The following is a 23,568-nucleotide window of genomic DNA, read 5'->3' on the forward strand; positions in this document are numbered from 1 at the left end:
CAATTTTGCGGGGTCATGCGCCGAGCCCTCTCGCTCGCGCGGCCGAGCCGATGAAGCCATTGATGGCGGCGAACAGTTCCGGCTCGTCGAGCAGGAAGGCGTCGTGCCCGCGATCGGTCTCGATCTCGACGAAGGACACCGACGCGCCGGCGGCATTCAGCGCATGGACGATCGAGCGGCTCTCCTCGGTCGGGAACAGCCAATCCGAGGTGAACGACACCAGGCAGAAGCGGGTCTTGGTGCCGGCAAAAGCATCGGCCAGCCTGCCGCCGTGGTCGGCGGCGAGGTCGAAATAGTCCATGGACCGCGTCATATAGAGATAGGAATTGGCGTCGAAGCGGTCGACGAAAGTCATGCCCTGGTGACGCAGATAGCTCTCGATCTGGAAATCGGCGTCGAAGCCGAAGGTCAGCGCTTCGCGGTCCTGCAGGTTGCGGCCGAACTTCCGGTGCAAGGCTGCTTCCGACAGGTAGGTGATGTGGGCGGCCATGCGCGCCACGGCGAGCCCCTTTTCCGGGCGTTTGCCGTGGTCGAAATACTTGCCGCCATGCCATTCTGGATCCGCCATCACGGCCTGCCGGCCGACCTCGTGGAAAGCGATGTTCTGCGAGGAATGACGCGCGCCGGTGGCGATCGGCAGCGCCGAGAAAACACGCTCCGGATAGCTCGACGCCCATTGCAGCACCTGCATGCCGCCCATCGACCCGCCGAGCACGCAAAACAGTTTTTCGATGCCGAAATGGTCGATCAGCATCTGCTGGGCACGCACCATGTCGCGGATGGTGATGACCGGAAGGTCGAGCCCATAGGGCTTGCCGGTGGCGGGATTGGTGGAGGCCGGGCCGGTGGAACCGAGGCAGCCGCCGATGACGTTTGAGCAGATGACGAAGAAGCGGTTGGTGTCGATGATCTTGCCGGGTCCGATCAGCACTTCCCACCAACCCGGCTTGCCGGTCACCGGATTGGTGCTGGCCACATGCTGGTCGCCGGTCAATGCGTGGCAGACGAGAATGGCGTTTGAACGGGCGTCGTTCAGCGTGCCGTAGGTCTGGTAGGCGATCTGGAACGGCGACAGCAGCGTGCCGGCGTCGAGCTTGAGCGGCTTGTCGGCGCCGAAGCGCACGACCGGGCTCGACGGTTGGTCTGCCTCGTTGTTGGTTCTGCCAGCGCGCTGAGCGGCCATCTCGTCTCTCTTGCTGCACCTTGCCTTTGCGGAAATCGCTGCCGATCTCCGCGCCGCCGATGCGTTCGTCCGGCCGGCCGCGGACAACAAAAAACCGGCATTGCCTTCGCAAAGCCGGTTACGTCGCGCAAACGGCCCTTTAGCGAATTGTTTAACGTGGCTGCAAGCCGACCGGCCAAATCACCACGGAACTGTCGATGCCCTTCTAGAACTCACCTGCCCCGCCGTCAATGCCAACTGCTGGCACCACTGCCACCTCTCGACATTGCCGGCCATGGCTTGTATTTCCGCAGCGGCTTCCAGGATGGAGGCGTTCTCGACGGATTTTGCGATATGAGCCAGACCTCGGACAAGACACGTCCAACCCCGCGCGCGGGCATCATGGACATCCAGGCCTATGTGCCGGGCAAGAGCTCGGCCCCCGCCGGGGTGGACAAGGTCCACAAGCTGTCGTCGAACGAGAACCCGCTCGGCCCCTCGCCGAAGGCAATCGAGGCCGCGCGCGAGGTCGCCGCCAAGCTCGACGTCTATCCCGACGGCACCGCCCGGCGCCTGCGCGAAGCAATCGCCGAGGTGCATGGTCTGAACGCACAGAACATCATCTGTTCCAACGGCTCCGACGAGATCCTCGGCCTGCTGGCGCAGACTTATCTGGCGCCCGGCGACGAGGCCATATTCACCGAACACGCCTTCATGGTCTACAAGATCTACATCCAGTCGGCGGGTGCGACGCCTGTCGCGGTCAAGGAGACCGAGGAGCGCGCCGACATCGATGCGATCCTGGCGGCCGTCACGCCACGTACGAAGATCGTGTTCCTCGCCAATCCCAACAATCCAACCGGCACTTACGTGCCGTTCCAGGAGGTGCGCCGCCTGCATGCCGGCCTGCCGAAGAACGTGCTTCTGGTGCTCGATGCCGCCTATGCCGAATATGTCAGGCGCAACGACTATGAGGCCGGCATCGAGCTCGCGGGCAGCTCTCAGAACGTGGTCATGACCCGCACCTTCTCCAAGATCGGACTTGGCGGGGCGCGGATCGGATGGATGTATGGGCCGATGCACATCGTCGACGCGATCAACCGCATACGCGGTCCCTTCAACGTCAATGCGACGGCGATCGAGGCCGGCATCGCCGCCGTCCGCGACCGCGCCCATATCGAGCGCAGCGTCGCGCATAACGAGACCTGGCTGGCCTGGCTGAGCGAACAGATGACCGGGCTCGGGTTGCGGGTGACGCCGAGCGTCGGCAATTTCCTCCTCATTCATTTTCCCGACGACGGCAAGCATTCGGCCGCGGCGGCGGACGATTATCTCACCCAGCGCGGCTACATACTGCGGCGTGTTTCGGGCTATGGCTTTCCCAACGCACTGCGTATGACGGTCGGCACCGAAGAGGCCAATCGCGGCGTTGTCGCGGCACTCACGACATTCCTGAAAAGCTAGAACGCCATGGCATCACCGATGTTCGAAAAGATCGCGCTGGTCGGCATCGGCCTGATCGGCTCGTCGCTGGCCCGCGTCATCCGCCGCGAGGGCCTGGCCGGCCATGTCGCCATCTCGACGCGCAGCGCCGCAACGCTGGCGCGGGCGCAAGAGCTTGGGCTGGGCTCCTCCTACGCCATAGATGCCAAGGAAGCGGTCCGCGATGCCGACCTGGTCATCGTCTCGGTGCCGGTCGGCTCGTCCGGCGCGGTGGCGCAAGAGATCGCGCCGGCGCTGAAGAGGGGCGCCATCGTCACCGATGTCGGCTCGACCAAGGCTTCCGTGATCGCACAGATGCAGCCGCATATACCCGGTGGGGTGCATTTCATTCCCGGCCATCCGCTGGCCGGCACGGAGAAATCCGGTCCCGACGCCGGTTTCGCCGACCTGTTCGACAACCGCTGGTGCATCTTCACCCCGCTGCCGGGCACGGATGCGGACGCGCTGGAAAGGCTGTCTGAATTCTGGCGCCGTTGTGGCGCCAACATCGACACGATGGATCCGCAGCATCACGACATGACGCTGGCCATCGTCTCGCATTTGCCGCACATCATCGCCTACAACATCGTCGGCACCGCCGATGATCTGGAATCGGTGACCAAGACGGAAGTCATCAAATATTCCGCTTCCGGTTTCCGCGACTTCACGCGTCTCGCCGCCTCCGATCCGACCATGTGGCGGGACGTGTGCCTGCACAACAAGGATGCGATCTTGGAAATGCTGGCGCGGTTCTCGGAGGATCTGGCTTTCCTGCAGCGGGCGATCCGCTGGGGCGACGGCGACAAGCTGTTCGACCTGTTCACCCGCACCCGCGCCGTGCGACGCTCGATCATCGAGGCCGGCCAGGACATCGACGTGCCGGATTTCGGTCGCCAGGCGGTCGAGCATCCGGCGAAGAACTAGGCTCCTTCAGGCCAGGTCGCCGCCATCATCGCCAGTGTCTCGGCACGATCGGGCGCGCCCAGCCTGCCGCCGAAGCGCTGGCATTTGAGCGCTGCGGCCGCGCTGGCAAAGCGTAGCGCCTGCTCGATCGGCATGGCTTGCGCCAATCCGGCTGCGAATGCGCCATGAAAGACGTCGCCGGCTGCCAGCGTATCCACCACCTTGACCTTTGGCGCAGCGACGTGGCGTACGCAACCGGCCTGCCTGTCATGCCACCAGGTTCCAGCCCCGCCGGCGGTTACCGCGACGAAAGCGTCGGTGCACGAGGCAAGGTCGGCGCATGCGGTCTGCGGGTCCACCGCCTGGCCGCAGACGATGCGCGCCGCCGGTTCGGAGGCGACGATGTGCGAGGCGAGCGGCAACAGCCGCTCCAGCACTGCCAATGGCGCGGTGTCGGCATCGAGGATCCCGGGGCGGCCGGCAGCGCGCGCGGCGCTGAGCGCCAGCGCTGCCGCACCCGGCCAGCGCACATCGGCCAGCACGGCATCGAAAGCCGTGAGATCGGCGACCGGCAAGCCGTCGGGATCGGCCTGAGCGCGCTGATCGTAGAAAGGCACGATGATGCGCTCGCCATGGCCGTCGACGAGGATCGCGGCCAGCGCCGAGCGCGCTCCGGCAACGCGACGGATGAGGCTGCAATCGACGCCCTCCGCCTCGATGCCTGATATCAACTGGTCGCCGACCCGATCATCGCCGGCGCTCGCCCAAAGCCACACTTCGGCGCCCAGCCGGCGTGCGGCGCAGGCGGCACTCGTGGCCATGCCGGAAGCGATCTGGACGCCATCGGCGGCCATGAACTTGCCCTGATGGATGGGAAGCGCTTCGACGCGAAGAATGGTGTCGAGCGTCAGCGCGCCGACGCTCAGGAGTTTTGCCGGTCTGTCCATTGGGGATGCTTAGTCGACCGGCTTGATCTTGCCCAGCGGGATAAAGCCGAGCGAGGCCTTGCCCTTGACCACCTTGAGCGGCATCGACGGTTCGTTGCCGAGCAGCGCCAGGGCGGCAAAGCCTTGTTCGATCTGGTTCTTCTGTTCGGGTATGGCGGCCCCGAGAATGGCGGCCACGGCTTTCGGGTCTTTCAGTCTGATCATCAGATCGGCATCGACCAGGCCCTCGGCGTCGGCCGACAGCGGCCCGGAAACGGTGACGTGCGCCGTGCCCGACGACAAATCGAGCCTGCGGATCTCGACGGCCTGGCCGCGCAGGCTTTTCAGTTGCGTGCCGATCAGGGCCAGGCCGTTCTTCAGCGTCGCCTCGCCACTGGCGTCGAGCGGCGGCAGGACGCGGCCCCCGATCGCATCGGGGTCGATCTCCAGATCGCCGAAGCTGCCGATATAGTCGATATCCCTGCCGTTCGGCTGCAGCTGGCCCGCCGCCTTGCCGGCGCTGAACAGTTGCACCGGATCGGTGTCGTCGGCCGGATCGGTCTGGCCGGACAGGCCCTCGGCCGTGAGCGAAATGCGTCGCGGCAGCGGCCATGAGAGCTTGACGTTGGCCTTAAGATCATCCCAGTCGATCCACAGCGGCACCATGCCCGGAACCGAGGTCCTGAGCGGACCGCGCAGGTCCGCGACCGGCGACAGCGGCTGGATGATCTGGGCGACGGCGTTGAAGGAGCCGGCAGAGGCGGCAAGGTTCTTGGCGTCGTCCTCATAAGCAAGATTGTCGCAGGAGACGGCGAAGCTCAGGGGATAACCGCTGACCTGGAGATTGGCGCAGCCGGCCTCGATGCCACTCTTGTTGAGCGTGGCGATCGCCTTGTCGGCTTCGCTCCGGACCCTGTCGGCGAGATAGAACCAGCCGCCGCTGTAGATGGCGAACAGCGCGATGACAAACGCTGCAAGCCAGAACAGGCGGCGGCGATGCTTCGGCTGGCGTTCGTCAGTGGACGTCATGCTGCGGTTCTCGTTCACGCATGGGGGCTGTGGGCGGGCTGTCGATTCTGGCAACGACAATAGGTAGACAGAGATGGACGGAAAAAACACCGATTCCGGTGTGGTGTTGCCATTCTTACGCAATCAGGCACGGCGATATGGGCGATTTTTGGGTGTTTGGCTATGGTTCGTTGATATGGCGGCCGGGGTTCGCGCATGTCGAGACAAGGCGGGCGCGCCTGCATGGCTATCGTCGCGCGCTGTGCGTCTATTCCTTCGTGCATCGCGGCACGCGGGAACGTCCGGGGCTGGTGCTCGGCCTTGACCGCGGGGGTTCCTGCGTCGGGCTGGCTTTCCGGGTGCCGGGCGAGTTGCGGGACGAGGTCATCGCCTATCTGCGTGAGCGCGAGCTGGTCACCAATGTCTATCTCGAGCGCATGCTCAATGTCCGCCTTGACGGCGGCGGCACGGTCGAGGCCGTGGCCTATATCGTCGACCGCAATCATGAGCAGTATGCCGGTGCGCTCGATGCGGCCCACGCCGCTGATGTGGTGCGCGGCGCTGTCGGCCAATCCGGCAACAATGAGGACTATGTGTCGAGCACGCTGGACCATCTCCGGGCGCTCGGCATCCGCGATCACTGGTTGGAAGACGTGGCCAGGCGGATCGCGCCTTTGTGAAGCGCTGGCTTGCGGAAAAATCCGGCGAGGTCTTTGACCTCGATGCGGCGAGACCTAGGTTAGGCTCCGACTCTCAACGGGCGATAGCCGCCCAATCCCACCAACACGGAGATCAGCCTTGCAGAAACGCCGTCTCGGTCGCACCGACCTTTCCATCGCGCCGCTGGTTCTGGGCGGCAATGTCTTCGGCTGGACCGCCGACGAGAAGACGTCGTTCGACCTGCTCGACCGCTTCGTCGGCGCCGGCCTGAACGCGGTCGACACAGCGGACGCCTATTCGCGCTGGGTGCCCGGCCACGAGGGCGGCGAATCGGAAACCATCATCGGCAAATGGATGAAGGACCGCGGCAACCGCGATAAGGTCGTGGTGGTCACCAAAGTCGGCTCGGACATGGGACAGGGCCACAAGGACCTGTCCGCCGCTTACATCGAAAAGGCCGTCGATGCTTCGCTGAAGCGGCTTCAGACCGAGTTCATCGATCTTTATCTGTCGCACTGGCCGGATCCAACCACGCCCTATGAGGAAACCCTCGGCGCCTATGAAAAGCTCCTCGCCAAGGGCAAGATCCGGTATGCCGGCTGCTCGAATCTCGACGCCGGCCAGTTGCGCGCCGCGCTCGACGTGGCAAGCCTGCGCAGCCTGCCGCGCTATGAAGTGCTGCAGCCGGAATACAATCTCTACGACCGCTCGTCGTTCGATGGCCCGCTGCGCGATCTCTGCATGGCGGAGGACATCGGCGTGATCACCTATTTCAGCCTGGCCAAGGGTTTCTTGAGTGGCAAATACCGCAGCGAGGCCGATCTCGGTCAAAGCCCGCGCGGCGGCGGGGTGAAGGATTACCTCAATGCGCGCGGTATGCGCATCCTCGCGGCACTCGACGCGGTGTCCGCCAGGCATTCGGCCAAACAGGCGGAAGTGGCGCTTGCCTGGGTCATTGCCCGGCCGGGCGTCACCGCGCCTATCGCCAGCGCCACCAAGCCTGAACAGATGGACAGCCTGATCAAGGCGGTGTCGCTGGAGCTGAGCGCCGACGACATGGCCGAGCTCGACAAGGCGAGCGGCTGAGCCGTCAGCAGCGCGCACGATCGTCCAAGACGGTCGCCCCGACCTTGCCATACCGTCATTGACGCTTGGCAAGACAGGAGGCGCGGATGGCAGGCCCGCTTTTTTCGCAGCCGGATATGTGGCGTCAGCTCGTTGCGCTGATGCTTGCCGCTACGGCCGTCATGGGCAGCCCGGGACCGGCGACGATAAGCGTCACCGCCGTCGGCGCGGCGTTCGGCCTGCGCCGTTCCCTGAGCTACGCCTTGGGGGTCATCCTGGGCACGATCACCGTGCTTCTGGTCGTGGCAAGCGGGGTGAGCGCCATGCTTGCCACGATGCCGCGGCTCGCGCCGCTGCTTGTCGCGGCGTCGGCTGCCTATATCCTCTATCTCGCGTTCAAGATTGCCAGCGCGCCGCCCCTGGCGGCGGATGCCGGCGAGGCCGCGCGACCGACATTCACCGGCGGGTTCCTGCTGGCGGTGGCCAACCCGAAGGCTTATGTGGCCATCGCCGCGGTGTTCGCCGGCGCGTCCGCGGATTCGGGCGCCGGCGCCATCGGCACCGGGCCGAAGCTGACCGCTCTCGCATTCATGATCGTCGCCATCCATGCCGTGTGGCTGCTTGCGGGCGCTGCTTTCGCACGCTTTCTTCGCAGGCCGGTGGCTTCGCGCATCATCAATCTGGTCTTTGCCGCGACGCTGGTGCTGACGACCGCACTGGCTGTGTTCGCTTGAACGTTGCGCGGGCCGCCATCGGTCGCGCCGAAGGCCGCCCTTCAGGCTTTGGCGCCGAGTTCCCGCAGCCGCTTCACCGCCGTCGGCGGCAAGGCGGGCGGATTGGGTGCACGGGACGCGTCGATGAGGAACTGGTCGCAGGCGGTTTCGGTTTCGCCGATCAGCCGCCGCATGAATTCCTCCTTGTCCAGGCCCGGCGGGATCGGCGGCAGGAAGCGCGCCTTGATGGTGCCGGGATAGCGCAGGAACTTGCGGCGCGGCCAATAGAGGCCGGCAACATGGGCGACCGGCACCACGGGAATGCCGAGCTGCGCATAGATTTCGACGATGCCGTATTTGTAGGCGGGTTCGTCGCCGGGCGCGCGGCGGGTGCCTTCGGGATAGATGATGAGCTGCCGCGGGTTGCGCGCGATTTCTTCCTTGGTCGCCGCAACCACCGCCTTCAGCGCCTTGGAGCGGCTGCCGCGGTCGACCGGGATCATGCGCATTTTCAGGATGTACCAGCCGAAGAACGGAATCCAGGTCAGCTCGCGCTTCAGGATGTAGAGTGGATCCTGGAGATAGGGGAAGAAGGCGATCGCGTCCCAGAAGGACTGGTGCTTGGGCGCCAGGATGAAGGAACCTTCGGGCAGATTTTCCACCCCGGTGATGTCGCTCTTGGTCCCGGCGATCTTGTCGTAGAGCCACATCGAGGTGCGCGACCAGAACTTCGGCACGAACCAGGCGCGATGGCGCGGCGACAGGAAATAATAGGGAGTCCAGAGGATCATCTGGACGATCAGATTGACGTAGAAGACGAAGTTGAACGCCAGCGATCGGACTTGGAGCATTGGGGGAGGCCCGGTAAGGAGGTGTGCGTTGGTTACACCAAGCGGGCGCAAAAAGGAAATGGCCGAAGATGCCCCCGAACGGCGCCGAAAGACATTTCGGCTTCGCCCACGGCCCAGCCGCGCTACATCAGCCGCGCCAGCCTTTCTTTCAGGCGCGGGGCGGCGAAGTCAAGAAATGCGCGCAGCTTGACCGGCAGCAAGCCGTGGCCTGCGTGCACCAGGCTTACCGGCCAGGGTTCCGGTTCGAACTCCCGCAGCAGCACGCGCAGCGCGCCTGACCGCACCGCCGCGTCGACCTGGTAGGACAGCACCCTCGTCAGCCCGACGCCGGCGAGCGCGGCATCGATCGCAGCTTCGGCGGTGTTGACCTGAAGCCGCGAGCGGACCCGAATCGGCATCTCGGCCTTCCCGACGGTGAAGCTCCATGTCGAGAGCGCGCCCGGCCCTTCGAAGGTAATGCAGCTGTGGGACTCGAGGTCCGCAAGCGCCGTCGGGGCGCCGCGTTCGGCCATATAGCCGGGGCTCGCGCAAACGACACGGCGGATCGTACCGATCCGCATGGCGACAAAACTGGAGTCGGGAAGCCGGCCGATGCGGATGGCGAGGTCGAAATGGTCCTCGACCAACTGGGTTATGCGGTCGGCCAGCGTCAGGCGGATGTCTACGTCGGGATAGGCGGCGAGGAAGCCGGTCACGACCGGCAGCACATGCAGGCGGCCGAAGACGACCGGCTCGGTGATGGCCAGTTCGCCCGTCGGCGCGCTGTATTCGCCGGCCGCCATGCGCTCGGCCTCGCCGACCTCGCCCAGGATGCGGCGGCAGGCGGCAAGATACGCCTGGCCCGCATCGGTCAGCGTCAGCCGGCGTGTCGAGCGGTTCAGAAGGCGGGTCTTGAGATGTCGTTCCAGGTCGGAAACCTTGCGGCTGACCGTCGCCAGCGGAATGCGAAAACGGCGCGCGGCTGCAGACAGGCTGCCGGCCTCCGCCGCGGCGACAAAGAGCGACATGGCTTCGAGCCGGTCCATCGATTCTTCCGGAAATTGGAAGGATAGATTACAAATATGGCATCTACATCTGTCTGATGGAAGCCTCCATATTGGCCGTGACGCAGACGACCCGGGTCAAGAAAGGAATTGTCATGTCGCAAGAGCGTCCGCCGCTGCCGCCATTCACCGCGGAAACCGCCGCGCAGAAGGCGCGCATGGCCGAGGATGCCTGGAACTCGCGCGATCCAGCCCGTGTCGCGCTTGCCTATACGGTAGACAGCCGCTGGCGCAATCGCGCCGAGTTCCTGCAAGGCCGCGATGCCATCCAGGCTTTCCTGACGCGCAAATGGAGCCGGGAACTCGACTACCGGCTGATCAAGGAGGTCTGGGCTTTCCATGGCAACCGTATCGCGGTGCGTTTCGCCTATGAGTGGCATGACGACAGCGGCTCGTGGTTCCGCAGCTATGGCAATGAGAACTGGGAATTCGACGAATATGGGCTGATGCGGCTGCGCATCGCCAGCATCAACGACCTGCCGATCGGCGCTGCCGACCGTAAATATCACTGGCCGCTCGGCCGACGGCCGGACGACCATCCGTCGCTGTCTGAACTCGGGCTTTAACCTCTCCGGGCAAGAAAGGCCATCGATGGACGCGCATGCTTTTACCAGCGACGTCGCTTTCACGCCGACCGTCAAGGCGATCCAGGCCCGCAAGGGCTCTCGCCAGGCCTATTCCCGGGTCGAGGAGCGCGGTGGCTGGCAGTCGGTGATTACATCGGACCTTGCGGCCTTCATCGAGATGCAGACCAGCGTCTTCCTGTCGACGGCCAACGGTGTTGGCCAGCCCTATATCCAGCATCGCGGCGGGCCGGCCGGCTTCCTCAAGGTGCTCGATGAAAAGACGATCGGCTTCGCCGATTTCGCCGGCAACAGACAGTTCATCACCCAGGGCAATCTCGCCGACAATCCGCAGGCCTTCCTGTTCCTCATCGACTATGCCCATCGCCGGCGTGTCAAGATCTGGGGCACGGCGCGTGTGGTGGAAGGCGACGCCGAGCTGATGGCGAGGCTGATGCCGCGGGATTATGCGGCACGGCCCGAACAGGTCATCCTGTTCACCGTGGCCACCTGGGATGCCAATTGTCCGCAGCACATTCCGCAGCGTTTCGAGGCCGCCGATGTGGCGGCGGCGCTGGCCGAACGGGACAGGCGGATCGAACGGCTCGAACAGGAAGTCGCTCGCCTGCGGCAGGCGCCGGGATCCGTCGTCACCAAATGACGAGCAGGTTCAGCTGCCGGCGGCGATCTCGGCCAACGCGATGCCGTCCGGCGTCGGCTTCACCGGAACGATGCCGCGCGCCAATGCCAGCAGATATTTATTGTATTCGGTGAACAGCACGCGCAGCGCCCGCGGCTTGGTCAGCCAGCCGCCATTGTCGAGATTGCTGTTGACCACCGGATAGGGTTCGAGCTTGGCCTTGTGCAGCAGCCGGCCCATTTCCAGCAGGCTGCGCGGCATGTGGTAATTGTTGGTGACGAGGATCACCGTGCCATAGGCATGGCTCTCGACCCATTTGGCGCTTTCCTCGGCATTGCCGATCGTGTCGAGCGCGGCGCGGTCGATGTCGACGCAGCAGGAAAACAGCCTGATGTCGCCGCCAGTCGCGGCCTGAAGCTGGCGTCGGCTGGCGGAGGGATGCACACCGCTGATCAAAAGCCGCGCGCCCTTGCCGGACGCCAGCAGCTCCATCGCCGCATCGAGGCGCGATTGGCCGCCCGTCAACACGATGATTGCGTCGGCCCTGGCAGGGTTGGCAGGGGTGGTCAGATGACTGACAGTGTTGGCGAACCAGCCGAAGCCGCCGGCAAACAGGGCGAGCAGAGCAAGCAAGGCGAAAGAAGAAACGCGCAGCACGGCCGAAACCCGGCCGCGTCCATGCGGAAGCGCCGCCAACGCCGGCATCGGTCCAACGGTACTGGTCGAGTCCCGCACCTCCATCATGGCATGGTTAATCCCGAAATGCGGCCTTTGGTAGGTAAAAATCGCAATTTGCGTTACGGCGGTTCTTCATGCGTGATCGATCCTGGTCATTCGACGTCGTCATGCTTCAGGCTGGCGCACGTCGATGTCGCTGAGATAGGCGACGACGGTGGCGTGCGAGGTTGCAGCCGTCAGCGCGCCGATGACCAGCACCATCAGCACGACACCGAGATAGCCGGCCGAGCCGATGGCGAAGTTGCCGAATAGCGCAGTCGCCTGGTCGGCCTGCGGGGTCGCCATGTTGCGCGAGGACCACCAGGAAAAGACGATGAAGACGGCGACCGCGGCGGCTCCGCCGGCGGCCGCGCCCTTCATGCCGGTGATCAGGAAATGGCGGCGGAACTCGCGGGCGATGAAACGCGCTTCGGCGCCGACGAAATGCAGCACCTCGATGATGTGGCCGTTGCCGGCCATGGCGCCGCGCGTGGCGAACACCACGGTCAGCACCGTCGCCGAGAGCATCAGCGCCAGCACCGCGATACCGATGGTCACCGTGGTGCGGGCCATGGCCACCAGCCGGTCGACCCAGGTGCGGTGATCGTCAAGCGATGCGCTTGGCAGCTTCGGCGTGATCGCGGCGCGCATGGCGGTGAAATCGGGCGGGTTGTTCTCGTCGATGGTGACGATGATCAGCCGCGGGACCGGCAGCTCGTCGATGTTGAGGCCCGAACCCAGCCAGGGCTCCAGCAATCTGGCGGTGGCCTCGCGGTCGATGATCCTGGTCGCCTTCACGCCGGGGAATTCGCCGGCGATCTGCGAGGCCTGGGCAAGAGCTGCCTCCATGTCGAGGCCGTCGACCGGCTTGATCTGGATCGTCGCCTCGCGCGAGATCTGGTTTTCCCAGACCGAGGCGGTGTCGCGCACCAGGGTAACCGCGCCGAAGGTCAGGCAGGACAGGAAGGTCATGATGGCGATGACCAGCACCAGGGCGCGGCCGGCGATGTTCTGCGCCGGCACGATGGGCGCCATCTTGCGCTGGACGCGCGGCCTTGGCGCGGCCGCTTCGTCGGCCTGTGCGTCGAGGTGTTCGGCGGAAAGCTCAGTCATAGATATCAAGCCTCCCGCCGGCCAGGATCATGCGGCGCGCATCGACCTGCTCCATCAGGCCGAGATCGTGGGTCGCGATCACCACGGCGGTGCCCAGGCGGTTGAGTTCGATGAAAAGCCTGAGCAGGCGTCGCGCCAGCGGCGGATCGACATTGCCGGTCGGCTCGTCGGCCAGCAGGATCTCCGGCTGCTCGATCAGGGCGCGGGCGATCGCGGCTCGCTGCTTCTCGCCGCCCGACAGGACTGGCGGCAGCACATGCATGCGTTCGCCGAGCCCGACCCATTTCAACAGCTCGGTGACGTCGGTGCGGTAGCTCGCTTCCTCGCGCCCGCGCACGCGCAAGGGCAACGCGACATTCTCATACGTGGTCATGTGGTCGAGCAGGCGGAAATCCTGGAACACCACGCCGATGCGGCGCCTGAGATGCGGCAGTTCGGCGCGCGAGATGCGCGAGCGGTCCTTGCCGAAGATGGTGATCAGCCCACGCGTCGGCTTCAGCGACATGAACAGAAGGCGCAGCAACGTCGTCTTGCCGGCGCCCGAAGGCCCGCTCAGGAACTGGAACGAGCGCTCCGGTATGTGCAGGGAGATGTCGCGGAGGATTTCCGGACCCATGCCATAGCGGAGGCCGACATTTTCGAAGCGAATCACTTTCGGCGACCTGAAATTCCTAGAGCGTGATGCCGAAAAGTGTGAGGCGATTTTCGGGCGACATCATGCTCTATCACTCTAATTCGGAGGCGGATTCAGATTTCAGGTCGATTTGACCTGAAATCGGAATCCGTCGGCGGCAAGCCGGCCTGTTCTGGGAAAAGACCATCGGCCGGCATGGTTAACCGGCGGTTAATTAGCGGGTTGTTTCGGCTCGTCACAAGGGCTCCGGTGGAGAAGCGTTAACCATTTGCCTTTACGCAAAAGAAACGAAAAGCGAACGTGCTGCAATGCTGGGGCCATGATGGCTGAGGATCGAACCGCGCGCCCGGTTTCCGGCGAAATCATGACCGACCCGCCGGCAAATGCCGCGCCGGAGCGTATCCTGCGCGCTGGCGCGGCGGATATCGTCGATGCCGACTATGTGATGGTGCCGCGGGCCATGCCCCATGCCGAAGCCATTTCACCGCGGCGCGTGATGTCCATGCCATCCCTCGAAGGCATGGACATGCTACGCAAGCCCGAGCCGCCGCCGGTGCGGCCGCCGGCGCCGCGCGGCGGTCCGATCTTCTGGATCGCCGGTGTCGGCGCCGCCTTTGCCGCCTTCTGGATCTCCGGCGGGCATGCACTGGTGCGCCAGGCGCCGCCCGCCGCGGGCGGACCGGGCTCGGCGTTGAGCATTTCAGGGGTGACGTCCCGCGTGGACGCGTCTGGGGCGAACCCCGTGCTGTTCGTCGACGGCGAGGCCGCCAATGACGGTGCAAGTCCGGCGACGCTGCCGCCGCTCGAGATCCGCGTCACCGGCAATGACGGGCGCACGACGCGCTATACTTTGGGGACATCCAGCCGCTCATTGGCGCCAAGTGAAAGATTCGGCTTTGCCAGCCGGCTTGACGTGCCTAGAAACGGCGTAAGGACGGTGTCGGTCACCTTCGCGGAATAGCATGTGCGACAGGTGAGGCCGGCCCGCAAACGGCTGATGTCAGCGCTTCCTGTGCGCGAAGGCCTTTGAAAATCTTGAAGGGACGAAGAATGCCAGTTGTGCGCGGCAAGGACATCGAGGTCCTGTTTTCGGCGTCGGCCATCGCCCGGCGCAATCTCGAACTCGCCAAGGAGATCGCCGGGCACGACTATCACGATCTTCTGGTGATCTCGGTGCTGAAGGGCTCGTTCATCTTCGCCGCAGACCTTATCCGCGCCATGCATGATGTCGGCCTGTCGCCGGAGGTCGAGTTCATCTTCATCTCCAGCTACGGCGCTGGCACCACAAGCGGCGAGGTGAGGGTGCTGCGCGACATCGACAACGAGGTCGCCGGCCGCGACGTGCTTCTGATCGACGACATTCTGGAGTCGGGCAAGACGCTGAGCTTCACCCGCGACCTGATGCTGTCACGCGGCGCCAGAAGCTGCGCCATCGCGGTGCTGCTCGACAAGCGCATGCGCCGCCAGACCACCCTCAATGCCGATTATATCGGATTCGACTGCCCCGACTATTTCGTCGTCGGCTACGGCATGGATGTCGCGCACGCCTTTCGCGAACTGCCGTTCGTCGGCGTCGTCAAAGGCGATGCGTGAGGCAGCGGCAAATACTGAAAAAGGCCTTAACGGCTTCAAGAAAATAACCCATGCCGGAGCGCCGGGCCCTTCAGAAAAAGTCAACGTTTGCTCGCCAAACATGCCGGCCATGGCAAAGCTTCTGATCGTTGAGGACGATGAGTCCGTCCGCACCCTCGCAGCCCGGGCGCTCGAACGCGCCGGACACGCAATCGACATCGCCGCCGACGGCGCGCAAGGACTGGCGCTGATACGCGCCGCGAAGGGCGCCTATGATCTCGTCGTCTCCGACATCCGCATGCCCGAGATGGACGGCATCGAGATGGCGATTGCAGCTTCGGCATTTTTCCCGTCGATGAAGATCCTGCTGATGACCGGCTATGCCGATCAGCGCGAGCGCGCCGAGGAACTGAACGGCATCATCCTCGACGTCGTGCAGAAGCCGTTCACGCTGGCCGAAATCCGTTCACGCGTCGAACGGGCGCTGAGCATTTTCGCCTGATCAGGCGGGATCGGCAGCGACGAGTACGGGGAGCTTGCGCCGTCCGGTGTTGAGCGCAAGCAGGCCGGCGCCGATGATAAGGGCGGCGCCGATCACGGTCGTCGACCGCGGCACTTCGGCGAAGAACAGAAAACCCCACAGCGGCGACCACAGGATGCCGGTGTATTCGAAGGTGGCGACGCGGTTTGCCGGCGCCATCCGGTAGGCCTGCGACAGCAAGATCATGCCGGCGGAGGCGACGAAGCCGCAGGCGGCCATCTTGAGGAAATCCGGCAGCGTCGGCCACAGCCAGGGCCGCACCAGGAATTCCAGGCTGGGATGGGCGGCATGATTGATGCCGGCAAGCCAGAACAGGCTTGCGACCAGTGCGGCGCCGGCGAGATAGGCACCGTTCTGGTAGAAAGCCATCACAGTCGAAGATTCGGTGTCGCCGATCTTACGCGCCATCAGTTGCGAGAAGCCGTAGAGCACCGCAGAGCCCAGCGACAGCAGCGCCGCCCAGTCGAACAGTCCCGCACCCGGGCGCAGCATCACGACGACGCCAAGCAGCCCGATCAACACGGTCGCCAGCGTCTGCCAGGAGACCCGTTCGCCAAGATAGGGCCCGGCCAGCACCATGATGCAGAGCGGGGCCATGAAATAGAGCGCCACGGCATCGGCCAGGGGCAAGGCGGCGATGGCGAGGTAGTACATGGTGTAGGAGGTGAACTGAATGAAGGCGCGCATGGTCAGCATGCCGAACCGCCGCGACAGGATCGCACGCAGCCCGACATCGGCATGGACGAGCACGATCAGGATCGGCAGGGCGACGACCGCGCGGATGGCCATCACCTCGGTCACGGGGTAGCCGCCCGACACCGCCTTGACCAGCGGGTCCTGCAACGAGAAGACCAACACGCCCAGGCACAGGCTCAGCATGCCGAGCACCATCCGATTGCGCATAAGGATCCCAAGCTCCCGTACCAGGACGCAAGCAAGCTTGCAGCAAGCTAAAAAGAACCCGCCACCGTTTCGGGCAGCGGGCATGAGTGAGGACTGTTGATTGGTCCGTGGCCGAATCCTCAGCCACATATCCAATGGGTGAACCAACTATCATCCCGTGTTTGACATGTTGCAAACGAATTGGAATGATACCAGCAATCAAAATTCCTTATGGCGGACGGGATGCGGCCCACTCTCGACAGCGATCTCCTGCGCACCTTCGTGGCCATTGTCGAAGCAGGCAATTTCACCAAGGCGGCCGAGCAGGCCGGCCGCACCCAATCGGCGGTTTCGATGCAGATGAAGAAGCTCGAAAGCGTCATCGGCGACAGCCTGTTCGAGCGCGGGTCGCGCGGCGTGGCGCTGACGCGGCGCGGCGGCGAGCTGATTGTCAATGCCCGCCGCATCGTCTCGCTGCTCGACGAGACGGCAGCGTCGATGGCGGCGGCGCCGCTCGGCGGGCCGGTGCGGATCGGCATTCCGGAAGAATACGGCCATGCCATCCTGTCGCGCGCGCTCGGCGCGTTCTCGAAGCGGCACACCAAGGTCGAGGTCACCGTGCGCTATGCCCATTCGGGGGCGCAGATAGCGGCGCTTGCCGCCGGCGAACTCGATCTGTGCGTGGTGTTCGAATGGCAGGATCCTTCAGGCGGCGAAGTGCTGATGCATGATCCGACGGTGTGGGTGACATCGATCCTGCATAACATGCATGAGGAGCGTCCGGTGCCGATCGCTCTCTATAACCGGGCCGGCTGGTGCAAGGATTTCGCCATCAAATCGCTCGAGCAGCGCGGGCTTGGCTATCGTGTCGCCTACACCAGCGACACGACCGGCGGCCTGAAGCTTGCCGTGACCTCGGGACTGGCGATCGCACCGATTTCGCGCAGCAACATTCCGGACGGCTGCCGCGAGTTGACGTCCGCCGACGGTTTCGGCGACATCGATTCCTCGAATGTGGTGATGCATCGCAACCCGAATGCGTCGGGCGAGGCGATCGACGGCATGCAAGAGGCGATCCGCGAGGCGTTCGTCAACAGGCAGACTCAGCCGGCCGCATCCTCGTAGAAATGCAGCCGGTTGCCGAACGGATCGGCAACCGACACCTCGCGGGTCTTCCACGGCGTCTTTTCCAGGCCCGGCCTGGCGAAACGGTATGCTTTGCCGATCAGCTCGCGATGCAGGGCGGCGATGTCCTCGACCTTGATGCGCATGGCGATGCCGGGCGCGCCGTCGCCATGGTGTTCGCTCAGATGCAGGATGCAGCCGTCACGGCCGACCGCCATGTAAAGCGGCGCGTTGTCGTCAAAGCGGTGCTCCCACAGCACCTGGAAGCCGAGGAAGCCGACGTAAAACTCGTGGGCCTTGGCAATGTCGAAGATGCGCAGGATGGGCGTCACTGTGCCGAGTTTGGGCATGATGTTGCAGCCGCTCCCAGCGGATGCCGCGGCGGCGATCCCTATTTCAGTTCCAGCAGCCGTTCCAGATAGCTGCGCTCGATATCGGGGCTGAGCGCATTGCCGAGCCGCTTGCGGATCGCTTCCAGGATCTGGCGGGCGCGCTGCACGTCGATCTCGTCCGGCACCTTCACCGAATCGCCGAAATCGGGACCCTGGCTGGCACGCGGCCGGCCGAGCGGATCGCGATCGGCGTTCTGCTGGCGACCGCCTTCCTCGCTGCCGCCTTCGTCGCCCTGCATGGCCTGCATCTGCTTCATCATGTCCTTGGCGCCCTTGCGCAGCGCCTCCAGCGCGCGGCCCTGGTGGCCAACGGCCTGATCACCTTCACCATCGCCCAGGGCCTGCTCGGCATTGCCCATGGATTTGCCGGCCTCGCCAAATCCTTCATTGGGCTCCATGCCCATCCCCTCGAGCCCCTTCTTCAACTGTTCGAGGTCGTTCTTCAGCTGGCCCTGGCCTTCCTGCAACTGCTTCAGCGCATCGGCGAATTCCTGCGGCGTCATCGGCTTTTGCCCGGCGAGCGGATCGCGGTTCTCGCCTGCGCCCGGCCTGTTCTGATCTTCGCCGCCTTCGCCGAGCTGTTCATCGCGGTTCTGGCCGCGCTGGCGCTCGCCGCGCTGCATCTGGTCCATGCGGAAGGTGTCGTTCATCATCTCCTGCTGGCGCCGCAGGATGTCGCCGAGCTTGTCCATCTGCTGGCGCATCTGGCTGTCCTGCTGGCCACCCTGCTGCTGGCGGCCTGCCTGGAGGTTGTTCATCATGTCCTGCAGCTGCGACAGCAATTGCTGCGCCTTGTCGCGATCGCCGGACTTCGCCAGGTTCTCGATCTGGTCCATCATGCGATCGATGTCGCTCTGGCGCAGTTCCTGGCCGTTCTGCTGCATCTGCGGGGCGTTGGGATTCTGCTTGGCGCGCTCGGCGAATTCCTGCAGGAACTGGTTCATCGCCTCGCGCAGTTCCTTCATCGCCTTTTCGATCTCCGCGTCGCTGGCGCCGTTCTTGATAGCGTCCTGCAAAGCCTGCTGCGCCTGGCGCAGCCGCTTCTCGGCAGCCGAGAGATTGCCCTCCTCGATGCCGAGTGCGATTTCCCAGAGATAGGAGACCTCGTTGCGCAACTGGTCGTCGCTGTCGGCCATCTTCAACCGGCTGCGCGCGCTCATGATTGCGAGGTAGTGGGACATGTTGTCGAACGTGTCCTCGGGCCGCAGCGTGATCGCATCCATCAGGTCGAGCACGCGCGGCTTGGCGTTGGCGTCGAGCGCCAGCAGGCGGCGCTGCTCGATAACGGCACGCGCCAGCGGATTGGAGAACGGCCGCTCCGGCATCACCAACGTCTTGGTTTCGCTGCTCGCCGTATGCCCGGCATCGTCGGTGGCGACCAGCGTCAACTTGATCTCGGCGCCAGCCCAGACGTGCTCGGTCAGGTCCTTCGAGGTCCTGGCGGCATTCGCCTTGCCGCCGCGGCGCGGCAGCGTCAGCGGCATGTCAGGCGGACCGTAGAGCGGACGCGCATCGGGAGCCTGCGGATCGGCGAGCGCGAACACGGCCTTGGCGTTGGCGGCGCCATAATCGTCGTCGATCTGGTAATTGAGCTCGAAAGCGCCGTTGACAGCGCGCTTCGGCTCGCCGACGAAACGGATCTGCGGCGGCTTGTCCGGGATCACCGCGAAGGCCCAACGGCCGAGTTGGTCCTCGCCCGACTTCAGCGTCAGCGTGCCATCGCTCGTCAGCTTGCCGATGAACTGGCGCACTTTGGATTGCGCTGCCGGGCTTGCCGCCGGCTTGGCCGCGGCCGCCTGCGGGTCGGCGGGATCGATGGCGCGGGCATTGCCATCCTTGTCGGCATAGGCAAGCGTCTCCTCGCCCGAGCCGCCGGTGACGCGCAGCGAAACATCACTGCCTTCGGGAACGTGGAAAGCCGGCGCCGCCTGGTTGGCGTCTGCCGTAAGGAAGATCGGGGGCTTGCCGGTATAAGCGGGCGGCGTCACCCATGCATCGATCCGCGGCGGCACGGCGTCATGCGCGTCCTGGGCGCTGAACGCGTCGGCTATCCGGCCACCAGTCGGTCCGAAGGAAAAAGCGAAGGCGGTGACGAGCAGAAGCGCTGCCACGGCGCGCAATCCCCAGGGATCGCGTTCCGGCACGCGCGTGCGCGGCACGTCGGCGCCGAGGCTGTCGAGCCTGTCGGCCATGCGCTTCTGGTGCTCGCGCCACAGCGCCTGCGAGAAGCTGCTTTCGCGGCCGCTCGGCCGGTCCGTCTGGGTCTGGACGGGGTGGTGCAGCAAGTGATTGGCCGCCTCGATGCGGCGGTCGATCTCGGCGCCGCCCGGCATGCGGAAAAAGCGCAGCGGGTAGAGCGCGGCCAGTGTCGCGACGCCGAAGGCGGCGACCAGCCCGATGCGCGCGGCATCGGGCAGGCGCGGGAAAAGCCCTAGCCAGGAAATGCTGAGAAACAGGCTGGCGACGACGAGAAGCGGCAGCAGGAGCGGCCAGCCCCGTTCGACCATCATCGACACCCGCGTCGCCAGCCGGCTGAGCGCCAGGCGCCCGGCGAGACCACGATCGCTGCTGAAGATCGGTCGTTCCGTCATCGGCCCTTCCACGGGAGCGGGCGGGATGGCCCGAACCTCACGACTCGAAGAATACCCAGCAAACGCGGCGAAGGCGAGGCAGTTCCTGAAAAACGTGAAGGAGAGAAAGGCGCGGCGATCAGAATTTCGCCGGGTTTGCGTTCGCGCCGCAGACCAGGACGGCGAGCCGTTCGCCGGGTGCAGGCGCATAGCGGCCGGACAGGATGGCGCCGAACGCCGCGGCGCCACCGGGTTCCGAGATGATCCGCACCCGGTCCCACAGCGCCTTCTGGGCGGCGGCGATGTCGTCGTCGCTGACCAGGATGGAGCGTTCCACGAAGGCCTCGGCGATCGGGAACATCATCTCGCCGACACGTTTGGGCGCCAGGGAATCGGCGGCGATGCCCTCGGCCGGCGCATCAACCGGATGGCCGGCCTCGAGGGCGCGATAGAGTGTCGGCGCGCCCTCGGGTTCTACGGCGACGATGCGGATACGGCCGGCGAACCAGGCGGCGATGCCGCCGATCAGGCCGCCGCCGCCCACGGCGACCAGCAAAGTGTCGATCTGAGGCAGGTCGTTCTCGATTTCCAGCCCGAGCGTGCCTTGCCCGATAAGCGTTTCCTCCTGGTTGAAAGCGTGGATCTGCAAGGCGCCGGTTTGCTCGGCGAAACGTTCGCTGGCGGCTAGCGCCTCGGCATAGCGGGCGCCGCCGACGACCAGCTCGGCACCGTAGCTGCGAATGCGCTCCAGCTTGGCCGGCGGGCTCACTTCCGGGACGAAGATGGTCGCCCTATGGCCGAGCCGCATGGCGGCATACGCCACCGCCGCTCCATGATTGCCGCCCGAGGCGGCGACGACACCGGCCTCGGGGACCTGCCGCTCGAGAAGATTGGTGAACGCGCCGCGCGCCTTGAACGAACCGGAATGCTGCAGGCATTCGAGTTTGAGGTCGACCGCCAGCGGCGGCCGGTCGAAATCGGCCATGTCGACGCGCAGCACCGGCGTCTGGCGCACATAGGGGCGGATGCGCGGTTCCATCGCCGCGATGCGTTCGCGCGTTATGGTGCTGCCGTCGGTCATGGCCATCTCCTTGGGATTGACAGCAATTAGTAACTTGGCAAAATGCCTAAATGCAAGAGGTTGACGTGTTCAAGGCGATTGCCAACGAACGAAGGCTGCGGATCCTCGACTGGCTGAAGGATCCGCGCGCGCATTTCCCGGCCCAGGCGGATGGCGATCTGGTCGAGGACGGTGTTTGTGCACTGCTGATCGCTGAAAAGCTCGGCATTACGCAGGCGACGCTCAGCGAGCACATGCGTGTGCTCACGCAGGCAGGGCTGTTACGGACCAAGCGCACCAAGCAATGGACCTTCTATCGCCGCGACGAGGGCAGGATCGCCGAGGCGAGAGCGCTGATCCAGAACCGACTGTAGGACCTCCGTCGTTTGGCTTCTATGCAAGCCAGTCGGGGATCGAATCCAGGCCGATCAGTTCGTCATAGGTCTGGCGCGGGCGCACGACGTGGAAACGATCGCCGTCGACCAGCACCTCCGGTACCAGCAGGCGGGTGTTGTAGGTGCCGGCCTGCACCGCGCCATAGGCGCCAGCGGTGGCGATGGCGATCAGGTCGCCGGACTTGAGCCTTGGCAGGTCGCGGTCGAGGCCGAGATAGTCGCCGGTCTCGCAGACCGGGCCGACGATATCGACCGTCATGCGCGGCGCGTCGGCGGGCGGCAGCACCACCGGTCTTATGTCGTGAAAGGCGTCGTAGAGCGTCGGCCGGATCAGGTCGTTCATGGCGGCGTCGACGACGAGGAAATTCTTGGCATCACCTTCTTTCGCGAAGATCACTTGCGAGACGAGGATACCGGCATTGCCAACGATCAGCCGGCCCGGCTCGAACATCACCTTCAAGCCGAGCTTGGTGACGTGCTTGCGGACGACCTGGGCATAGGCATCGGGCAAGGGCGGCGGGTTGTTGTCGACGCGGTAGGGAATGCCGAGACCGCCGCCGAGATCGACATGCTCGATGGCATGGCCGTCGGCGCGCAGCGCGCCGACCAGTTCCACCAAAAGCGCGAAGGCATCGTCGAAGGGTTGCAGCTCGGTGATCTGGCTGCCGATATGGGTGTCGATGCCGGTGACCTTGATGCCCGGCAATTCAGCCGCGCGCGCATAGACCTGACGCGCCTTCCGCCATGGGATGCCGAACTTGTTCTCGGCTTTGCCTGTCGAGATCTTCTTGTGTGTCCTGGCGTCGACATCCGGATTGATGCGCAGCGAGACCGGCGCCACCTTGCCCAGGGCAACTGCGCGCGACGAGAGCAGTTCGAGTTCGGGCTCGGATTCGACGTTGAAGCACAGGATGCCGGCTGCCAGCGCAAAGTCCATCTCACGCGCGGTCTTGCCGACGCCGGAGAACAGGATCTTGCTGGCCGGGATGCCGGCTGCCAGCGCGCGCCGCAACTCGCCTTCCGACACCACGTCGGCTCCGGCGCCGAGCCTGGCCAAGGTCTTGAGCACCGCCTGATTGGAATTCGCCTTCATGGCGTAGCAGACCAGTGCATCGAGCCCGGCAAATGCCTGGACGAAGACGTGGTAGTGCCTGGTCAGCGTGGCCGTCGAATAGCAGTAGAATGGCGTGCCGACGGTTGCGGCGATGTCCGATATCGCCACGTCCTCGGCATGAAGCACGCCGTCGCGGTAGTCGAAATGGTTCACGAGAGTGGTTCCGAAAAGTTGGAGCAGGGTAGGAGCGGGTTTAGCACTCTAAACCGCTCTGACCGGCTCTAGAGCAGCGGGTCGAGAATGAACTTCTTGTCCGCGACCGGTTTTTCCGGTTCCGGCGGCACGGGTTGGTGTGCCTTCTCGGCGTCCTTGCGCGCCTGCACGGCCGCCTCGTAAGGCGTGTCGAGACCGGACCTTCTGCCGCAAGCCGTAACGGCGGCAACCGCCGCAAGCAGCGTCAGTGTCACCAAAATCCTGCTTCCGGTCATCGATCCATC

26 protein-coding genes and 1 riboswitch are annotated in these 23,568 nt (G+C 64.8%); of the genes, 12 read left to right on the forward strand and 14 right to left on the reverse strand.

Annotation, left to right across the window (positions count from 1 at the left end):
• Positions 1–13 precede the first annotated feature (13 nt).
• Complete coding sequence (locus tag FJ490_RS28020) at positions 14–1,183, reverse strand: homoserine O-acetyltransferase (protein WP_140513895.1); 1,170 nt, start codon at positions 1,181–1,183, stop codon at positions 14–16.
• A 119-nt stretch (positions 1,184–1,302) separates the two neighbouring features.
• Positions 1,303–1,380: riboswitch (SAM riboswitch) on the reverse strand.
• A 136-nt stretch (positions 1,381–1,516) separates the two neighbouring features.
• Between FJ490_RS28020 and hisC the strand changes: the two genes are divergently transcribed.
• A complete protein-coding gene (gene hisC, locus FJ490_RS28025; protein ID WP_140500777.1) occupies positions 1,517–2,626 on the forward strand; it encodes a histidinol-phosphate transaminase in 1,110 nt (369 codons plus the stop codon).
• A 6-nt stretch (positions 2,627–2,632) separates the two neighbouring features.
• The gene (locus FJ490_RS28030; protein WP_181165389.1) at positions 2,633–3,568 is read left to right on the forward strand and encodes a prephenate/arogenate dehydrogenase family protein; all 936 of its coding nucleotides are present in this window, start codon (positions 2,633–2,635) and stop codon (positions 3,566–3,568) included.
• Here the strand turns inward: FJ490_RS28030 and FJ490_RS28035 are convergent.
• Both FJ490_RS28035 and FJ490_RS28040 read right to left on the reverse strand, forming a co-directional pair.
• Positions 3,565–4,494 carry a sugar kinase gene (locus FJ490_RS28035; RefSeq protein WP_140729322.1) on the reverse strand — a complete coding sequence of 310 codons (930 nt, stop codon included), beginning with the start codon at positions 4,492–4,494 and terminating at the stop codon, positions 3,565–3,567. The two genes, FJ490_RS28030 and FJ490_RS28035, sit on opposite strands and share 4 nt — an antisense overlap.
• A gap of 9 nt (positions 4,495–4,503) precedes the next feature.
• Entirely contained in the window at positions 4,504–5,502 is a 999-nt protein-coding gene (locus FJ490_RS28040) for a DUF2125 domain-containing protein (protein ID WP_140729323.1), read from the reverse strand.
• A 137-nt stretch (positions 5,503–5,639) separates the two neighbouring features.
• Between FJ490_RS28040 and FJ490_RS28045 the strand changes: the two genes are divergently transcribed.
• The 3 genes from FJ490_RS28045 (at position 5,640) to FJ490_RS28055 (ending at position 7,940) form a co-directional block, all read left to right on the forward strand.
• Positions 5,640–6,161, forward strand: coding sequence for a gamma-glutamylcyclotransferase (locus tag FJ490_RS28045; RefSeq protein WP_140500781.1), 522 nt, complete (start codon positions 5,640–5,642; stop codon positions 6,159–6,161).
• Between the two features lie 118 nt (positions 6,162–6,279).
• Positions 6,280–7,227: an aldo/keto reductase gene (locus FJ490_RS28050; protein WP_140525418.1), complete on the forward strand. Its 948-nt coding sequence runs from the start codon at positions 6,280–6,282 to the stop codon at positions 7,225–7,227.
• Between the two features lie 86 nt (positions 7,228–7,313).
• Positions 7,314–7,940: a LysE family translocator gene (locus tag FJ490_RS28055; protein WP_140513889.1), complete on the forward strand. Its 627-nt coding sequence runs from the start codon at positions 7,314–7,316 to the stop codon at positions 7,938–7,940.
• A gap of 41 nt (positions 7,941–7,981) precedes the next feature.
• Here FJ490_RS28055 and FJ490_RS28060 read toward each other — a convergent pair whose 3' ends face one another.
• Both FJ490_RS28060 and FJ490_RS28065 read right to left on the reverse strand, forming a co-directional pair.
• On the reverse strand, positions 7,982–8,770 hold the full coding sequence (locus tag FJ490_RS28060) for a 1-acyl-sn-glycerol-3-phosphate acyltransferase (RefSeq protein ID WP_140633304.1): 789 nt from the start codon (positions 8,768–8,770) through the stop codon (positions 7,982–7,984).
• Between the two features lie 122 nt (positions 8,771–8,892).
• Positions 8,893–9,795 carry a LysR family transcriptional regulator gene (locus tag FJ490_RS28065; RefSeq protein ID WP_140729324.1) on the reverse strand — a complete coding sequence of 301 codons (903 nt, stop codon included), beginning with the start codon at positions 9,793–9,795 and terminating at the stop codon, positions 8,893–8,895.
• 113 nt (positions 9,796–9,908) lie between these two features.
• On the opposite strand from FJ490_RS28065, the gene FJ490_RS28070 reads away from it, so the two are divergent.
• Both FJ490_RS28070 and FJ490_RS28075 read left to right on the forward strand, forming a co-directional pair.
• Positions 9,909–10,379 carry a DUF1348 family protein gene (locus tag FJ490_RS28070; protein ID WP_140565877.1) on the forward strand — a complete coding sequence of 157 codons (471 nt, stop codon included), beginning with the start codon at positions 9,909–9,911 and terminating at the stop codon, positions 10,377–10,379.
• 25 nt (positions 10,380–10,404) lie between these two features.
• A complete protein-coding gene (locus FJ490_RS28075; protein WP_140658265.1) occupies positions 10,405–11,037 on the forward strand; it encodes a pyridoxamine 5'-phosphate oxidase family protein in 633 nt (210 codons plus the stop codon).
• A 9-nt stretch (positions 11,038–11,046) separates the two neighbouring features.
• Here FJ490_RS28075 and FJ490_RS28080 read toward each other — a convergent pair whose 3' ends face one another.
• The 3 genes from FJ490_RS28080 to ftsE form a co-directional block, all read right to left on the reverse strand.
• Positions 11,047–11,760 carry a YdcF family protein gene (locus FJ490_RS28080; protein ID WP_140658263.1) on the reverse strand — a complete coding sequence of 238 codons (714 nt, stop codon included), beginning with the start codon at positions 11,758–11,760 and terminating at the stop codon, positions 11,047–11,049.
• 99 nt (positions 11,761–11,859) lie between these two features.
• Positions 11,860–12,846: an ABC transporter permease gene (locus tag FJ490_RS28085; protein WP_140729325.1), complete on the reverse strand. Its 987-nt coding sequence runs from the start codon at positions 12,844–12,846 to the stop codon at positions 11,860–11,862.
• Positions 12,839–13,498: a cell division ATP-binding protein FtsE gene (gene ftsE, locus FJ490_RS28090; protein WP_027023302.1), complete on the reverse strand. Its 660-nt coding sequence runs from the start codon at positions 13,496–13,498 to the stop codon at positions 12,839–12,841. The genes FJ490_RS28085 and ftsE overlap by 8 nt, the downstream gene beginning before the upstream one ends.
• A gap of 301 nt (positions 13,499–13,799) precedes the next feature.
• Here ftsE and FJ490_RS28095 point away from each other — a divergent pair, with 301 nt between their 5' ends.
• The 3 genes from FJ490_RS28095 to FJ490_RS28105 all read left to right on the forward strand — a co-directional run bounded on the left by FJ490_RS28095 (position 13,800) and on the right by FJ490_RS28105 (position 15,554).
• The gene (locus tag FJ490_RS28095; RefSeq protein ID WP_140729326.1) at positions 13,800–14,441 is read left to right on the forward strand and encodes a hypothetical protein; all 642 of its coding nucleotides are present in this window, start codon (positions 13,800–13,802) and stop codon (positions 14,439–14,441) included.
• 89 nt (positions 14,442–14,530) lie between these two features.
• On the forward strand, positions 14,531–15,073 hold the full coding sequence (gene hpt, locus FJ490_RS28100; protein ID WP_140525426.1) for a hypoxanthine phosphoribosyltransferase: 543 nt from the start codon (positions 14,531–14,533) through the stop codon (positions 15,071–15,073).
• Between the two features lie 109 nt (positions 15,074–15,182).
• Positions 15,183–15,554: a response regulator gene (locus tag FJ490_RS28105; RefSeq protein WP_181165388.1), complete on the forward strand. Its 372-nt coding sequence runs from the start codon at positions 15,183–15,185 to the stop codon at positions 15,552–15,554.
• Here the strand turns inward: FJ490_RS28105 and FJ490_RS28110 are convergent, their stop codons facing one another.
• The gene (locus FJ490_RS28110) at positions 15,555–16,496 is read right to left on the reverse strand and encodes a DMT family transporter (RefSeq protein WP_181165387.1); all 942 of its coding nucleotides are present in this window, start codon (positions 16,494–16,496) and stop codon (positions 15,555–15,557) included.
• Between the two features lie 222 nt (positions 16,497–16,718).
• On the opposite strand from FJ490_RS28110, the gene FJ490_RS28115 reads away from it, so the two are divergent.
• A complete protein-coding gene (locus tag FJ490_RS28115) occupies positions 16,719–17,600 on the forward strand; it encodes a LysR family transcriptional regulator (protein WP_140525428.1) in 882 nt (293 codons plus the stop codon).
• Here the strand turns inward: FJ490_RS28115 and FJ490_RS28120 are convergent.
• From FJ490_RS28120 to FJ490_RS28130, 3 genes are all read right to left on the reverse strand, one after another.
• Positions 17,579–17,950 carry a glyoxalase superfamily protein gene (locus FJ490_RS28120; protein ID WP_140500793.1) on the reverse strand — a complete coding sequence of 124 codons (372 nt, stop codon included), beginning with the start codon at positions 17,948–17,950 and terminating at the stop codon, positions 17,579–17,581. The genes FJ490_RS28115 and FJ490_RS28120 overlap by 22 nt on opposite strands.
• Before the next feature lie 41 nt (positions 17,951–17,991).
• On the reverse strand, positions 17,992–20,583 hold the full coding sequence (locus FJ490_RS28125; RefSeq protein ID WP_140729327.1) for a TIGR02302 family protein: 2,592 nt from the start codon (positions 20,581–20,583) through the stop codon (positions 17,992–17,994).
• 118 nt (positions 20,584–20,701) lie between these two features.
• The gene (locus tag FJ490_RS28130; protein WP_140729328.1) at positions 20,702–21,643 is read right to left on the reverse strand and encodes a threonine/serine dehydratase; all 942 of its coding nucleotides are present in this window, start codon (positions 21,641–21,643) and stop codon (positions 20,702–20,704) included.
• 50 nt (positions 21,644–21,693) lie between these two features.
• On the opposite strand from FJ490_RS28130, the gene FJ490_RS28135 reads away from it, so the two are divergent.
• Positions 21,694–21,996 carry a metalloregulator ArsR/SmtB family transcription factor gene (locus tag FJ490_RS28135; protein WP_140500796.1) on the forward strand — a complete coding sequence of 101 codons (303 nt, stop codon included), beginning with the start codon at positions 21,694–21,696 and terminating at the stop codon, positions 21,994–21,996.
• A gap of 19 nt (positions 21,997–22,015) precedes the next feature.
• Here the strand turns inward: FJ490_RS28135 and lysA are convergent, their stop codons facing one another.
• Positions 22,016–23,284, reverse strand: a complete 1,269-nt coding sequence (gene lysA / locus FJ490_RS28140; RefSeq protein ID WP_140560179.1) for a diaminopimelate decarboxylase — start codon at positions 23,282–23,284, stop codon at positions 22,016–22,018.
• Positions 23,285–23,352: 68 nt separating this feature from the next.
• The gene (locus tag FJ490_RS28145) at positions 23,353–23,559 is read right to left on the reverse strand and encodes a lipoprotein (protein WP_140500798.1); all 207 of its coding nucleotides are present in this window, start codon (positions 23,557–23,559) and stop codon (positions 23,353–23,355) included.
• Positions 23,560–23,568: the final 9 nt, after the last annotated feature.

This window comes from Mesorhizobium sp. B2-5-11, from assembly GCF_006440835.1.
Classification (GTDB): domain Bacteria; phylum Pseudomonadota; class Alphaproteobacteria; order Rhizobiales; family Rhizobiaceae; genus Mesorhizobium.

Excerpts from the sequence above, each read along its gene's own strand:
- FJ490_RS28020 (WP_140513895.1), bottom strand. The coding sequence starts at position 1,183 with ATGGCCGCTCAGCGCGCTGGCAGAACCAACAACGAGGCAGACCAACCG.
- hisC (WP_140500777.1), top strand. The coding sequence starts at position 1,517 with ATGAGCCAGACCTCGGACAAGACACGTCCAACCCCGCGCGCGGGCATC.
- FJ490_RS28030 (WP_181165389.1), top strand. The coding sequence starts at position 2,633 with ATGGCATCACCGATGTTCGAAAAGATCGCGCTGGTCGGCATCGGCCTG.
- FJ490_RS28035 (WP_140729322.1), bottom strand. The coding sequence starts at position 4,494 with ATGGACAGACCGGCAAAACTCCTGAGCGTCGGCGCGCTGACGCTCGAC.
- FJ490_RS28040 (WP_140729323.1), bottom strand. The coding sequence starts at position 5,502 with ATGACGTCCACTGACGAACGCCAGCCGAAGCATCGCCGCCGCCTGTTC.
- FJ490_RS28045 (WP_140500781.1), top strand. The coding sequence starts at position 5,640 with ATGGGCGATTTTTGGGTGTTTGGCTATGGTTCGTTGATATGGCGGCCG.
- FJ490_RS28055 (WP_140513889.1), top strand. The coding sequence starts at position 7,314 with ATGGCAGGCCCGCTTTTTTCGCAGCCGGATATGTGGCGTCAGCTCGTT.
- FJ490_RS28060 (WP_140633304.1), bottom strand. The coding sequence starts at position 8,770 with ATGCTCCAAGTCCGATCGCTGGCGTTCAACTTCGTCTTCTACGTCAAT.
- FJ490_RS28065 (WP_140729324.1), bottom strand. The coding sequence starts at position 9,795 with ATGGACCGGCTCGAAGCCATGTCGCTCTTTGTCGCCGCGGCGGAGGCC.
- FJ490_RS28070 (WP_140565877.1), top strand. The coding sequence starts at position 9,909 with ATGTCGCAAGAGCGTCCGCCGCTGCCGCCATTCACCGCGGAAACCGCC.
- FJ490_RS28075 (WP_140658265.1), top strand. The coding sequence starts at position 10,405 with ATGGACGCGCATGCTTTTACCAGCGACGTCGCTTTCACGCCGACCGTC.
- FJ490_RS28080 (WP_140658263.1), bottom strand. The coding sequence starts at position 11,760 with ATGATGGAGGTGCGGGACTCGACCAGTACCGTTGGACCGATGCCGGCG.
- FJ490_RS28085 (WP_140729325.1), bottom strand. The coding sequence starts at position 12,846 with ATGACTGAGCTTTCCGCCGAACACCTCGACGCACAGGCCGACGAAGCG.
- FJ490_RS28095 (WP_140729326.1), top strand. The coding sequence starts at position 13,800 with ATGATGGCTGAGGATCGAACCGCGCGCCCGGTTTCCGGCGAAATCATG.
- hpt (WP_140525426.1), top strand. The coding sequence starts at position 14,531 with ATGCCAGTTGTGCGCGGCAAGGACATCGAGGTCCTGTTTTCGGCGTCG.
- FJ490_RS28105 (WP_181165388.1), top strand. The coding sequence starts at position 15,183 with ATGGCAAAGCTTCTGATCGTTGAGGACGATGAGTCCGTCCGCACCCTC.
- FJ490_RS28110 (WP_181165387.1), bottom strand. The coding sequence starts at position 16,496 with ATGCGCAATCGGATGGTGCTCGGCATGCTGAGCCTGTGCCTGGGCGTG.
- FJ490_RS28115 (WP_140525428.1), top strand. The coding sequence starts at position 16,719 with ATGCGGCCCACTCTCGACAGCGATCTCCTGCGCACCTTCGTGGCCATT.
- FJ490_RS28120 (WP_140500793.1), bottom strand. The coding sequence starts at position 17,950 with ATGCCCAAACTCGGCACAGTGACGCCCATCCTGCGCATCTTCGACATT.
- FJ490_RS28125 (WP_140729327.1), bottom strand. The coding sequence starts at position 20,583 with ATGACGGAACGACCGATCTTCAGCAGCGATCGTGGTCTCGCCGGGCGC.
- FJ490_RS28130 (WP_140729328.1), bottom strand. The coding sequence starts at position 21,643 with ATGACCGACGGCAGCACCATAACGCGCGAACGCATCGCGGCGATGGAA.
- FJ490_RS28135 (WP_140500796.1), top strand. The coding sequence starts at position 21,694 with ATGCAAGAGGTTGACGTGTTCAAGGCGATTGCCAACGAACGAAGGCTG.
- FJ490_RS28145 (WP_140500798.1), bottom strand. The coding sequence starts at position 23,559 with ATGACCGGAAGCAGGATTTTGGTGACACTGACGCTGCTTGCGGCGGTT.